9 protein-coding genes are annotated in these 13,379 nt (G+C 64.4%); 3 read left to right on the top strand and 6 right to left on the bottom strand.

Features of this window, described 5'->3' with window-relative positions:
• Position 1: 1 nt before the first annotated feature.
• On the top strand, positions 2-1,588 hold the full coding sequence (locus tag L21SP4_RS02560) for a sulfatase family protein (RefSeq protein WP_052881190.1): 1,587 nt from the start codon (positions 2-4) through the stop codon (positions 1,586-1,588).
• A 437-nt stretch (positions 1,589-2,025) separates the two neighbouring features.
• On the opposite strand, the gene L21SP4_RS02565 is transcribed toward L21SP4_RS02560, so the two are convergent.
• Both L21SP4_RS02565 and rlmD read right to left on the bottom strand, forming a co-directional pair.
• The gene (locus L21SP4_RS02565) at positions 2,026-2,766 is read right to left on the bottom strand and encodes a nucleoside/nucleotide kinase family protein (protein ID WP_074041363.1); all 741 of its coding nucleotides are present in this window, start codon (positions 2,764-2,766) and stop codon (positions 2,026-2,028) included.
• A gap of 79 nt (positions 2,767-2,845) precedes the next feature.
• Positions 2,846-4,324, bottom strand: a complete 1,479-nt coding sequence (gene rlmD / locus L21SP4_RS02570) for a 23S rRNA (uracil(1939)-C(5))-methyltransferase RlmD (RefSeq protein ID WP_052881192.1) — start codon at positions 4,322-4,324, stop codon at positions 2,846-2,848.
• A gap of 159 nt (positions 4,325-4,483) precedes the next feature.
• Here rlmD and L21SP4_RS02575 point away from each other — a divergent pair, with 159 nt between their 5' ends.
• Complete coding sequence (locus L21SP4_RS02575) at positions 4,484-4,954, top strand: bifunctional nuclease family protein (protein WP_074041364.1); 471 nt, start codon at positions 4,484-4,486, stop codon at positions 4,952-4,954.
• A gap of 9 nt (positions 4,955-4,963) precedes the next feature.
• Here the strand turns inward: L21SP4_RS02575 and gltX are convergent, their stop codons facing one another.
• Positions 4,964-6,550 (bottom strand): glutamate--tRNA ligase, encoded by a 1,587-nt coding sequence (gene gltX, locus L21SP4_RS02580; protein ID WP_052881194.1) that lies wholly within the window; start codon positions 6,548-6,550, stop codon positions 4,964-4,966.
• A 105-nt stretch (positions 6,551-6,655) separates the two neighbouring features.
• Here gltX and hpt point away from each other — a divergent pair, with 105 nt between their 5' ends.
• Positions 6,656-7,198, top strand: coding sequence for a hypoxanthine phosphoribosyltransferase (gene hpt / locus L21SP4_RS02585; protein WP_052881195.1), 543 nt, complete (start codon positions 6,656-6,658; stop codon positions 7,196-7,198).
• Here hpt and L21SP4_RS02590 read toward each other — a convergent pair.
• The 3 genes from L21SP4_RS02590 to pheT all read right to left on the bottom strand — a co-directional run bounded on the left by L21SP4_RS02590 (position 7,195) and on the right by pheT (position 13,371).
• Complete coding sequence (locus L21SP4_RS02590; protein WP_052881196.1) at positions 7,195-7,827, bottom strand: NYN domain-containing protein; 633 nt, start codon at positions 7,825-7,827, stop codon at positions 7,195-7,197. The two genes, hpt and L21SP4_RS02590, sit on opposite strands and share 4 nt — an antisense overlap.
• Positions 7,828-8,029: 202 nt before the next feature.
• Positions 8,030-10,828, bottom strand: a complete 2,799-nt coding sequence (locus tag L21SP4_RS02595) for a glycosyl hydrolase (protein ID WP_052881197.1) — start codon at positions 10,826-10,828, stop codon at positions 8,030-8,032.
• A 134-nt stretch (positions 10,829-10,962) separates the two neighbouring features.
• Positions 10,963-13,371 carry a phenylalanine--tRNA ligase subunit beta gene (pheT, locus tag L21SP4_RS02600; protein WP_052881198.1) on the bottom strand — a complete coding sequence of 803 codons (2,409 nt, stop codon included), beginning with the start codon at positions 13,369-13,371 and terminating at the stop codon, positions 10,963-10,965.
• Positions 13,372-13,379: the final 8 nt, after the last annotated feature.

Consider the following 13,379-nt stretch of genomic DNA (forward strand, 5'->3'; position numbering starts at 1 on the left):
AATGCAGTGGCTTAAATATATTCTGCTCACGATGCATATGACCGGCGCCGCGATGGCGGCGCCGCGGCCGAATGTCGTCATTCTCTTCGCCGACGACCTGGGACGCTATGCCGGGGCCTACGCCGACCCAGACCATCCCTCACCGAACGACATCATCGATACCCCGGTCTTCGACCGCATCGCACGCGAAGGCGCGCTTTTCAACAACGCCTTTGTCAGTGCGCCCTCCTGTACCCCCTCGCGCGCCGCACTCCACACCGGCCGCCACTTTTTTCGCAACGGTTCGCACTCCCAGCTCCATCACCCCTGGGACGGGGATCCGCAGACCGATCCTTTTCGCGAGGTAATCGGGATCGCCGCCCCGCTTCGGAAGGCCGGGTACGCGGTCGGTTACGCCGGCAAAGTTCACGTCCGCGATTCCCTGATCGGCGGCAAAGAGGTTCAGTTCAACGGCGCGGGCCGCGATATGAACCGATTCTCGCAGCTCGTGGCGCCGGCCGATGATCCGGCTTCGGCCAAAGCCGCAATCCTCGAGCAGATCCGCCGTAATTTTCGCGCTTTTCTCGAAACCCGAGCACGGAATCAGCCCATCTACTACTCCCTGCATCCCATGAATACCCACCGGAAGTGGGTCCGGGGGTCCGGGTCATCGATCTGGGGGCTGGATCCCGACAATCTGAAGGGGCGGCTCCCGCCTTACGTGCCCGATGTGCCCGAGGTGCGTGAGGACTTCGCCGACTATCTCGGCGAGGCGATGGCGTTCGACGCCTACTGCGGGGTGATCCTCGAAGAACTGGAAAGGCTCGGCGAACTGGGGAATACCCTGTTCGTCATCTCGGGCGATCACGGCGCGCCGGGATTCCCGCGCGGGAAGGCGAATGTGAACGACTTCGGTTCGCGCGTCCTTCTCGCGATGCGCTGGCCGGGATCGATCGAACCGGGCCGGGTCATCGATACCCCGGTCTCCCTGGTCGATCTCGCCCCGACGTTCGCGGACGCCGCCGGGGTGGCGATGCCGGAGGATATCGACGGCGAAAGTCTGCTGCCCGTCCTCCGGAGGGGCGGCGATGAGGACGCTCTGCGCGGATGGGCCCTGATCGGACGTGAGGTCCACGACGGGACCGCGCGGGAGGGGCTGCTTCCCTATCCCGTCCGAGCGCTGCGCACGCGCGAATTCCTGTACGTCGTGAACTTCAAGCCCGACCGCTGGCCGGCGGGCGATCCGAACCGTGCCCTGGAATCACCGCCGCCGCCCGAAGACCTGTGGGCGCGAAATACCTTTCTCGGATACGGCGACATCGACGCTTCCCCCACTAAGGGCTGGCTGGTGCACCACCGCGAGGCCCCGGAGGCGGAACGGGCCGTGGCGATGGGGCTGGAGAAGCGACCTCGCGAAGAGCTGTACGACCTGCGCCGCGATCCCGACCAGCTGCACAACCTCGCCGGAGACCCCGAGTACGCGCCGGTGCGCGAGCGCATGAATCGCCGGCTTATGGATCTCCTTCGCCGCGGTGAAGATCCCCGCCTGACCGACGCGTTCGATCGGCCGTTCTATCTCAAGAATAAAAGCATTCGCGGGGGGCACTGATCCTCTGCCGCACCCGACGGTACGAAGGGTGCGTGAGAGGGTGCAGTTCGTGAAGTTCGGTATGCTCAGTCCCCTGTTCGAAAACACGAGGAATGACTCTCGCAAAGACACAAGATCGCAAAGGGGAATGAGAATCGCATAGGCAAATGAATCGTGCTCCCCGAATGAAGAAAATCCCTGGCGACCCCGGCGGCCTGGCGAGAGAAAAACAGGTTCGAACCCGTCACTTCAACGGACGGAGTACCGCCGCTGAGTTCTCCCGTTCGGCACCATCGCGTACACCGGCAGCGGGGCGCCACCCGTCGTGCAGTGTAGGGTCGGTCCTCACGCGACGGCGCAGGTCCACATCAACTTTCTGCCGACTCCCTGCTTCCCCCCGTCTGCCCGGGGTCGACGCCCGGGTGGAGCAAAGCCAGCCCTAAACTGGAGTGATGAGGCTAGGGGAGCAAGCCGTCCTCCCACCGCTCCGCGATCTCCGGCGTACGGCCTTCGAGGAGGTCGATGACGGCGTTCAGCGCCTTGCGCGCGTCTCCGAGCGGATAATAGAAGGCGTCCCAGTGTTCGCTGTCTTCCCCGTCGTGATTGGGAATGACATGCCGGAACAATGCCGCGGTTTTCAGCTCTTCATACGCACTGCCCGCCCGCCGCTCGATGTTCTCCAGGTCCGGCCCGGAAAGCTCGCCCTTCTGCCGTCGCATCCGCCGCAGAAGTTTGCGGCGCATGATGTCGGTCACCAGCTGGGGGAGATCCACGGGACGATCGGGGTCTTTCAGCTCGACGATCTCGTCGCGCGAGAGAGGCGCGAGAAAAATCCCCGTGCGCGGCACTTTCGCAAGCGCCTCCAACGACAGGAGCAGCGTGCCGAATGCCGGATTGCCTTCGAACAGCACGTCGGTGTGCTCCAGATCCCGGTGCAGTTCCTCCAGATCGATCGCCTGAAGATCGCCGCGGACTTCGAGCACTTCATAGCCTTCTTTCCCGCGCAGCGCTTCGATCACCGGCCTTGAACGAAAATGGTAGTCGACGCCGTCCTTTTCGCCCGGCCGCGGCGGGCGGCTGTTGTAGAGCACCAGCGGTTTGAGTCTTTTTTCAAGATCGGGACGCAACCGGGCGAGGGCGCGGTGAAGGGGGCTCTTTCCCGCACACGACGGTCCGGAGAGAATGGCGAGTCGAGACATGTCGGGACCTTTTAGACCTTTTCGTTTCTTCGCCTTCGGTCTCAAGGGTAGCGGAACGCGGCGGGGAATCAAGCCGCCTTCAGGGGGTTTTCCGGAACAGCGCGACGCTCTCGATGTGGTCCGTCTGCGGGAACATGTCGATCGGTGTGACGTGTTCGAGGCGGTAGGCCCCGTCCGTGCAGAGTGCCGCGCCGTCGCGGGCGAGTGAGGCGGGTTTGCAGCTCACGTAGACGATCCGTTCGGGCCGCCATTCCCGCACGGTTGCCACGGTGTCGGGGTGCATCCCGGCGCGCGGCGGGTCGGCGATCAGCACATCGGGCTTTTCCCCCGTGACCCCGGCCGCGGGGTGGTTCAGATCGGCTTCGATGAACCGGGCGTGCGTAATCCCGAGCCGTTCGGCATTGGCGCGGGCGTCGGCGACCGCCGGCCCGACGGATTCGAATCCTACGACCCGTCCCGCGCATTCCGCCAGGGTCAGCGCGATCGTTCCAGTGCCGCAGTAGAGATCGAAAACCGTCTCGCCGCCTTCCAGCCCCGCCGCCCGGTGCACTTCGCCGTACAGCGTCTCGGCCTGCCGGGTATTGGTCTGGAAAAACGAATGCGCCGAGATGCGGAAAGGCATGCCGAGCAGACGGTCCCCGATGGATCCGGAGCCGTAGATGACGTGTTCGCGCTCGCCGAGGGCAACCGTATTCTTCCGTCGCGTCACGCTGTTCACAAAAGTCTCCGGTGCGGCCCGGCCGAGGCCGCGCAGCTGCCCCGCCAGTTCTTCCATAAGCGACGCCTCATAACCGGAGGTCACGAGGTTGACCATTCGTTCGCCGGTGTGGAATCCCTCCCGCAGGACGAGGTTTCGGAGAAATCCCTCGTGGGTGCGCGTGGTGTAGGGTTGCAGATCGCGCTCCAGACAGAACGTGCGTACGCAATCGCGAATCGTATTCAGTTCGTCCGATACCAGGTGACAACGGTCCAGATCGAGCGCCTTCGCGTAGCAGCCCGGAGCATGGAAGCCGAGGGCGAAGTGGAGCGGTCTGGCGCCGTATTCCGCCGCCGGGAAGGATCGTGCCTGCTGCGAGGACATCGATTCGATATCCCAGCCCCGATCACGGAGTTCTTTGCGTTCCGCGTCATCCACCCAGCGCATGTCGGTGAAGGAGAGATCGATCTTGTTCCGGTAGCCGTAGATCCGCGGCGCCGGAAGGGTTTTCGCCACGGAGGGGGCGGAAAATCCGCCGAGATGTTCGAGGGCGTCGACGACCTGTTTGCGCTTGATCCGAAGCTGTTCCGCGTATTCGAGATGCTGCCACTTGCAGCCGCCGCAGATACCGAAGTGAGGGCAGCGCGGCGCGGTCCGGCGGTCCGAGGGACGATGTACTTCGGTGAGGACGGCCTGGGCGTGGGTTTTCTTCAGCTTGATGAGGCGCGCGTGTACGACGTCGCCGACCGCCGCCGGACCGCGTACGAACACCGGACGCCCGTCTTCCAGCCTCGCGAACGTCTGCGCGCGATCGGCGGTGTCGGTGATTTCCACTTCTACAATGTCGTTCTTCCCGAACATCCGCCGGAGTATGAAAAGGAGGGACGGACGTGGGAAGGAAGAACATCAGAAATACGAAGATAACGGCCCTGAAAATCTGTAAAGGTCCAAAAGCTCCCGCGCTGTTCGTGCACGATTATGTTATGGCTGGTATAATATGCGAAAAGGGTTGAAAGAGTGATGAGCGACGAATTACAGGTGCAGATCAAGGGTTTGATGCCGACGCCGAGTGGCTGCGGGGTTTTTCTGGGCAACGGGAAGCACGGGGGGAAGATCATTGCTATTTTTGTGGACCATCACGTGGCCGCCGCGATCACGATGTTCCTCAAGGGCGTGGAAAAGCCGCGCCCGCTCACGCATGATCTGATTACGCACATTTTTGCCGGTCTGGACGCGAGACTCGAAAAGGTGCTGATCAACGACCTCAAAAACGACACGTATTACGCCAGACTCTACATTACGCAGGAAAACGAACTCGGACGCAATGTGGTCGAGATCGATGCCCGTCCGAGCGATTCCATGGCGCTGGCGCTCCAGCAGCACGCCCCGATTTTCGTAAAGGCAAGCGTCTGGGAGCGTGCGGAGGACATGGCCTGGGCGCTGGAGGAATCGTCCGGCGACGAAGACGGGGACGAGGACGTGGAGGAGTGAACAGCCCGTTCAGGCCCCGGAGCGCGCGGCCGCGCGGCCGATCCTCCGGAGCACGGTGTCCCGCCCCAGCAGAGCGGCCGTCTCGGCGAGGTCGGGTCCGCCTTTCTGCCCCGATATCGCGACCCGCAGCGGGGTCATGATTTTCCCGAATCCTTCGCCGCGTTCTTCCGCAAGATGGCGCAGGGTGTCCTGGATTCGCGAGGCTTCAAACGGGTCCAAGGCCGCGAAGCGCTCGCGAATGGCGTCGAGGACTTCCGGGCCGTGCGGGGCGGCGAGGTGTTTGCGGGCCGCTTTTTCGTCGGTTTCGAATTCGTCCGTGAAGAAGAATGCGGCCTGTTCCGCGAATTCGTCAACCGTGCGGAAGCGGTCACCGAAGAGCATGACGATGTCGCGGAGGCGATCGGGGTCCGCGGGTTCGAGGCCCCGCTTTGTGAGCGCGGACCGGCATCCGGCCAGGACCTCCTCGTGCGGTTTTTCACGCAGGTATTCGCCGTTCAGCCACGCCAGCTTGTTCAGATCCACGCGCGCCGGCGAGGCCTGCACGCGGTCGAGCGAGAACTCCTTCACCATGGACTCGCGGTCCAGCTTCTCGCGGTCGCCGCCCGGCGACCAGCCCAGGAGGGCGAGATAGTTGTACAGTGCTTCGGGAAGCACGCCCTTTTCGCGGAAATCGCCGACGAAAGCGTCGCCGTCGCGTTTGCTATACGGTTTCCCCTGAGCGTTGACGATCATCGGGAGGTGGGCGTAGGCGGGCGGCCGGGCCCCGAGCGCGTGATAGAGGAAGAGGTGCCGGAAGGTGTTCTCCACGTGGTCTTCGCCGCGGATGATGTGCGTGATCCGCTGGTGGAGATCGTCGCAGATGTTCGCCAGGTGAAAGACCGGAGATCCGTCGGAGCGCACCAGCACGAAGTCCTTCAGGTCGTCCAGCGGCTTGGTCAGCCGGCCCCTGACCTCGTCGTCGAATCCGATGCTGCGGCGGGTGAAGGTCATGCGCGCGGCGTTGTCGATCTCGAAAGAATGACGCCCTTCAAGGATGCCTTCGATATGTTCGCCGATGGAAAAGAGGCGTTGCCCGTTTGCATCGAATAGGCGCAGGTCGGCGAAACCCGCGAGACAGGCCGTAGTATCCACGGGCTTGCCCTTTCGGCTCACCGCGGAGTAACGGATTCCGGTATGATCGAGGCGCACGGGGTGGTCCGGGTGCAGGGCGCGCTCGGCGGGTCCGAGTTCCTCTACGCCCGGGATCTCATCCGCGCGCCAGGGGATCCTGAAAAGCAGGGCCTCGCCGCCTTCGCCTTTGGCGTGACGGTAGACGGTCCCGTCCTGCTCCAGCCGGCGGGCGGCGTCCAGGTGCGCCTCGCGCCGCTGCGACTGGTAGAGCGGCGTTTCATCGCTGTCGAGGCCGAGCCACTGCAGTACGTCGAACAGGTATTCGATGGCCTCGGGTGTCGAACGCTCGCGGTCGGTATCCTCGATCCGCAGCGTAAATACGCCCCCTTCATGGCGTGCGAAGAGCTGGTTGTAGATCGCGGCGCGGATATTTCCGATGTGAACCTTCCCGGTGGGGCTGGGCGCAAATCGCGTTCGAACCGTCATGGCATTCTCCGGCGTACAGGGTGTAGGATGTGTCTTCCCGCGTTTGCGGAACAAAAAATAACGAATAACATAATACGGCCATCCCGTAAATCACAGGAGGGACGGATGCGCGCTCATCACGTGAACGACATCCTCTATACGGCAGAGCAGATCGGCGAACGGGTAGGCGGGCTGGGTGACGAGCTGGCCGCCGCGTTCGGCGGACAGGATTTCATCGCAGTAGGCATTCTCCGCGGTAGCTTCATGTTCATGGCCGACCTGCTCCGCGCCGGGGCTGCGCGCGGACTGCATCCCCGCATCGACTTTATCGGACTCGAGAGTTACGGCGACGGTACGGAGTCCGCGGGCGAGGTGAAGCTTGTGTACGACACCTCGCTCGACCTGGAGGGAGCACGTCTGCTTCTGATCGACGATATCCTCGATACGGGTCTGAGTCTCGCCCGCGCGCGCCGCCTGCTCGCCGCGCGCGGGGCGGCCTCCGTGCATACGTGCGTCATGCTCGACAAACCTTCGCGCCGGCAGACCGGGATTCGCGCCGACTTCACCGGTTTCCGGGTCGACGATGTTTTCGTCGTCGGATACGGGCTGGACTACGCCGGTCTGCACCGCGAACTTCCGCACCTGTCCCGGGTGGTGTTCGAGGACTAGACCAGGTCGATCATCTCGCGGATGCGGGCATCCTCTTCGCTGCCGCGGTCGGAATCGTTTTTCTTCCCGCTTCCCTTGTTGCCGCCGTGGTTGTCCCCGCCGCCGGAGGATTCCCGGGATTCGTTTTTCCCCGACCTGGGTGAAGAGCCGGAAGAGCGTTTGCGTCCGCCGCGCCGGCGGCCTCCGCCGCTCTTGCGCGAGCCGCCGCCGGAAGCGTTTTCGCCTTCGATATTGACCGCCTTGTTGAAGGTGCCGGCGCGGAGCGCGGCGCCGCCGGCCTCCATGATCCGCTGCTCCATCTCGCTGTCGTCGGTCACGACCGTGGTCTTTTTGCGTCGGCGACGGAAGAGGTTCCATATCTTCTTCTGCGCTCGGGTGGAGGTTTCGGCGTACCGGACGTGGATGCCTTCGAACGAGGCATCGTCGGGCGCCTTGCGCAGGGGCTTGCCGGTGAGTACTACGATCATGTCGATCTTTTCTTTCTGTGCGAAGCGGCCGAGCTGGCGCAGCACGCGGATCTGGTCGCGGGGCGCCGCCTTGCCGCGGCAGCCTGAAGCCTTGAGCATGGCGTCGCCGTCCACCACTACGCGCCTGGGGCCGAGCCCCAGCCATGTGAACAGGTTGATCATCAGTGGTCCCTTGTTTGTTGCGTTGTGTCTTTCCGGAGCGCGGGGGTCCGGCCCCCGGCCCTGTGCCGTGGCGTCCATCCCGATTGATGAACGCGATTCTCCGTGTCCGCGGTATAAGAGCGTCCACGCCTCATGACGTGGCGGAGAAACCGTAACAACTACCGCAGCCGCAGGGGGGCTGGCAAGCAAAGACGGGCAGGGGCTATTCAGCGCCCCCGCCGGACACGGAGAAGATACGGATCGGCCCCTGCAGTCCAGAGGCCTGAAGCTTCGAGGTGCGGTCGTGATGACGGAAGGGCACGAACGTCACCCGCTCCCGGGCGGCCGGCGGTGGGCTGTCCGGATACCAGTCGGGGAAACGCCCGATGCGCAGTCCGTGCAGCCGGTCCTTGTGCCACTCTGCGATTTCCGGAGGATATCGCTCGTCGCCGATCAGCCGGTTCGCTCCCGTATTGGTCACGCGAATTTCGATCCGGTTTTTGCCGGCGCGCAGGGCGTCCGTAATATCTACGCTGAACGGCGGTTTCCATAGGATGCCGAGATTCTCTCCGTTCAAAATGATTTCCGCCATCACATCGACGTCGCCCAGATCGAGCACGTACCGTCCGCCGTCGCGGAGCCCGCCCCCGGACAGGTTGAAGGTGTGCTCGTATTGCGCGGTGCCCGAGAAGTACTTCACGCCCGCCTGTTCGTGATCGGGCCAGGAGATGAGTTCGTCGAGCCGGATGTGGGCGGGTGCGCCGCGGCCGGGTGGAAACCGCACGGTCCAGGGCCCCTCCAGTCTGAGGCGCTCATGCCGTTCTGTCCCGCGCACTTCGGCCACGGCTCCGGGAGACGTTGTGCGCCGGAATACCACAAACCGCGACTCTGCAGGGCCGAGATTCAGCGTGAGCCGCGTCCTCCCGTCTCCCGTTCCGCCGGAATCGGCTGCGATTTCTATCGCGCCCCGTTCGGGGTCCCAGAATTCAATTACGGGTGCGGCACAGCGGAACCGCGCCCGCACGGTCTGCGGTTCGAACGAGGTGTTGGCGATGAAATACCAGTCTTTTCCGTCCTCGCGCCGGTGGATGTAGTCGACGGACGGGTAGGGCGCGTCCGTGCGCACCGTGAGGCCTTCGACTTCGAAATCGGGGAGGACGCCCAGCTCGGCGAGAAGGTCCTTGAGCGGCGTGGGCGCGAGCACATGCTGAGGATTTTCCGGGTTCCACAGCTCCGCCGCAATCCGCTTCACCCGGTCATCGCATGCGGGATACCCGCTCAAACCGGGCGCGCGCACCGGACGGGGACCCGTCACCGCGGCTCCGGCCCGGACGAGTTCCTCGATTTTGTTCAGCACCTCCGGACGTTGCGGGCCGTGCGGAAGGACCAGCAGACGGTAGCTCATCCCGGAAGGGAGCGTGATCCGGCCGTCGCGTGCCTCCATCCGCATCAGGATTTCCGTGTCGCAGAGATCGAAGTCATAACCCGCGGGAGGGCGGGGTTTCATGTCGATGCGGTGTTCTCCGCTGTCCGGCGCGTGTTCCCCCGTGTAATAGCACAGGTCGGCCACGAACGAGCCCTCCTGCAGCATGTGCTGGCAGCGCGCGAGGTACTTCATCCACGCCCGGCCCGGTTCCCACCACGGGTTGCCGCGGTGGAATTGCGATCCCCACCGCCCCATCGTCATCCCCGGCCAGGCCTCAGTGGAAGGATGGTGTGCGAACGTATGGAAAATATAGCGGTTCACGCCGCGACAGAAAAAGAAATCGCCCAACGGCTTCAACCGGTACGGGTGATTGACGAATCCCGCATCGTCGGGCTGCGCGGTAAAGGCTTCGGCCCCCACCAGCCGGCGGCCGTACGTGTGTGCCGCCGAGGCCGCCAGCTTCACGGTCCACTTATAGAACCCCCCGTCGCCTTCGATCGGGTAGTGGACCCACCACTCTCCCATCGGTATGTCCGCGTACCCGGCTGCCTCAATATGATTGAAATTCCCCACATGACTGTAGGGTTCGATCGAGAGGCGCATGCCGTTGCGGTGAGCCATCTCGGCGAAATGGCCGAAGTAATGCTCGTTGAACAGGTCGGCGATCGTACGGCGGAAGTCGTAGAGAAAGCGTTCCGACACGTCGATGCTTTCGACCACCCGTCCGGTCAGACAGGGAAGCCAGGGGAAGAGATCGTACCCGCGGCGCCGGCGGAATTCCCCCCCGAGCCCGCGCGTCCAGTTCTGCTGATGAACCTCGTAACTGTCGATCAGCACGTTGTTGAGTACGCGGCCGCTCAGCGGTCCCGCCTTATCGATAACCGGCTGCACCGCATGGTTCCAGTGAAGCTCGGCCGCCGTGCGGCTGAGCTTGTCGCATTCCAGACCCAGGCCTTCGGGAGGAGCGGGGTGATTCCTGACGCCGGTCGTGGTATGTCCAAGTCTCAGAATCGTCCAGTCGCCTTCGGGAACCTCCCATTTGAGCCTGTCTTCGGCATCGAGCTGCGCCGTCAGGTCCACGAGGTCCCTGCGGGAGATCCGCGCATGGGCCGGTGCGGTGCGCTCGTCGGGTGCACATACCGTGTCGCGCTCCAGTCCGGTCTTGCCTTTCCAGTCCCGAATTCTGAAGGGTTCTCGGCTTCCGTTTCCGGGAGCAGCAGCCGGAAAGGCGAGCACGGCGATATCGCGGTAATACCCCAGCTTATGTTCAGGCTTTGCAAGCCGATCATGGAATGAAGAGGAACCCGAGACCGTGGTCTCGCTCCAGACCAGGCGCTGCATGGAATACTCGGGCGTGATCCACGGCCCGCCGCTGCTCGACCACCCTGCGCAGTTGTGCAGGCAGACTTCGAGATCCAGCCGGTCTGCCTCCCGCAGGGTGTGATGCATAAGATCCAGCCACTCGTCGCTCATATAGTCGACGGGACCCTGCGGGATGCCGACGGTGACATGAAAGGCCTGGAACCCCCCGAGCCCCGCGCGGTCCATCGATTCGAGGTCGGCGGTGATGCCCTCCGGGGTGACGTTTCCGTTCATCCAGTGCCACCAGGTATGGGGTCTCGCAGACCGTGGCGGATCGCGAAATTCTTCTACAAAAGTTTCGGCCGCGCCGGGTGCCGCGGCAAGACCGAGTGCGGATGCGTACAGCAGAATGGGTAGAAGTCTCACCGTTAAGCCTCCCGGATTTGTGCGTCGAGCGCGCCGCAGACCGCCTCCCCGATGCTGTCATGCCAGCGGTTCACTTCCTCGTCGCGCAGCGTGCGGTCGCCTGAGCGGTAGACGAAACGATAGGCCATGCTCTTTTTGTCTTCTCCGATACCCCGGCCTTTGAAGATATCGAACAGCTCGCAGCGCTCCAGCTCATCCGGCGCCTCATTGCGGATCTCGTCCTCGATCTGTGCATGCGTCACGGCGCAGTCCACGACGAAGGCGAAATCGCGCTCCACCGCCGGGTACACCGCCGGCGTCCGCACGCGGCGGACGCGAAAGGCCTCGTTGAGAAACGGTTCGAGATCCAGTTCCGCAACGGCCGCGGGCCCGTTGAAGCGGTATTCGCGCGCCAGCTTCGCGCGGAGCAGTCCCATCCGGCCGATCTCGCGCCCGGAGGCGCTCAGCACCAGTGCGCCGCCGGGTTCGAAGGCGGGCGCGTCGACGCGGTCAAACCGGGTCCCCTCAAGATTCTGATGCCGGAGCAGTTCCCCGATCAGTCCTTTCATCCACAGGAACATCTCTTCGGGTTCGACGGTCCGCTGGCGGTCGAGAAGCGCGCGGCCCACCGGCCCCATCATGCCCAGCGCGATACGCTCACACTCTGCGAGTTCGCCCCCGGTGCAGCGGAATACTTTCCCGGTCTCGAAAAACACGGCCTCGTGTTCCTGGCGCGCCATGTTACGGCCGAGCGTTTCGACCATCTGGGGGATAAGCGAGGTGCGCAGGATCGACTGATCGGAGCTGATCGGGTGGGGGAGCACCTCTCGCAGGTCCTCCGGCTCCGCGAAGCGGTCGAGAAGCTCCTTCGAAACCAGCGTATAATTCATGATCTCCCGCGCGCCGAGGCCGGTCAGGGCGTGACGGCAGCGGTCCAGTGCCCGCACGCGCCCGTGATCCGCGTCCTCCACGATCGAGGCGCGCGGGGTCGCCTCCGGTATGCGGTCCAGACCGTGGATCCGCGCAAATTCCTCGGCGAGGTCGACTTCGCGATGCAGGTCCAGACGGAACGACGGCACGTCCACCTCGAACACCGCAGGATCGTCGTCCGCCGGACGTACGACGAGTTCAAGCGATTCGAGCGCGGAGCGGACTTCGTCCGGCCCGGCTTCAATGCCCGTGAGGCGGGTGATGGCTTCCGGCCGGCAGCGCACGGTGCGCGATTCGGTGTCGCGGGCGCGTACATCGATCGCTCCGCGTGCGGGCGTGCCGCCCGCGATGGAGGACAGCAGCGCTGCCGCGCGGCGGCTGGCCCACTCCACGCCCTCGATATCCACGCCGCGCTGGAAACGGTAGGAAGAATCGGTGTGGAGCCCGAGGCGCCTGGTGCAGGCCCGGACGGTCGGCGGGTCGAAGGCCGCCGACTCCAGCAGCACGTTTTCCGTGTCCCCGCCGATCTCGCTGTCGGCACCCCCCATGATGCCCGCAAGCGCCAGCGGACGCGCACCGTCGGCGATCACGAGCGTGTCTTCGTCCAGCGTGCGTTCGACGCCGTCAAGGGTCGTCAGCGTCTCCCCGGGGGCGGCGCGGCGGACCACGACCCGGCCGCCCTCCAGGCGGTCGAGGTCGAAGGCGTGCAGCGGCTGGCCGCTCTCGAAGAGCACAAAGTTCGTGATGTCGACCACATTATTGATGGGCCGGAGCCCGGCCAGCCGGAGCCGCTTCTGCATCCAGTCCGGGGAGGGGCCGATCCCTATCCCGCTCAGTACGCGGGCGGTGTACCGCGGGCACCCCCCGGGGTCCGCGACCTCGACGGCGGCCCGCTCGTCCACGGCCGATCCCGCTTCGCCGCAATCGGTCTCCGGGCGCCTGAGCGAGGTTCCGTACAGCGCCGCCACTTCGCGCGCGAGGCCCATGATGCTCAGGCAGTCGGGACGATTGGGCGTGATCTCGAGTTCAAAGACCACCTCCTCCGGCCCCATCCACTCGTGCATCGGTGCGCCGGGCTCGCACGTCCCGTCCAGCTCCATGAGACCCTCGTGGCGGTCGGAGAGTCCGAGTTCATCCTCGGCGCAGAGCATGCCCAGCGACGTCTCGCCGCGCAGTTTCGCCTTTTTGATCTTCATCCCGCCGGGAAGGGTGACGCCCACGGGTGCAAAGGGATACACGCCGCCGGTCCGCACGTTGGGGGCGCCGCAGACCACCGGGGCGGGGTCGTCCTTTCCGTATTCCACGCTACAGAGCACGAGCCGGTCCGCCTTCGGATGCGGGCGCACCTCGACGACCTTCCCGGCGACGACGCCTTCAACCGGACTGCCGATCCGCTCGATCGCCTCGACTTCCAGCCCCGCGAACGTCAGCTTTTCGGCCAGTCGCTCCGGCGTATCATCGAAATCCACGTAATCTTTCAGCCAGCAGATCGGAACTCTCATGGGGTCTC

The organism is Kiritimatiella glycovorans (assembly GCF_001017655.1).
In the GTDB taxonomy this organism is placed as follows: Bacteria; Verrucomicrobiota; Kiritimatiellia; order Kiritimatiellales; family Kiritimatiellaceae; genus Kiritimatiella; species Kiritimatiella glycovorans.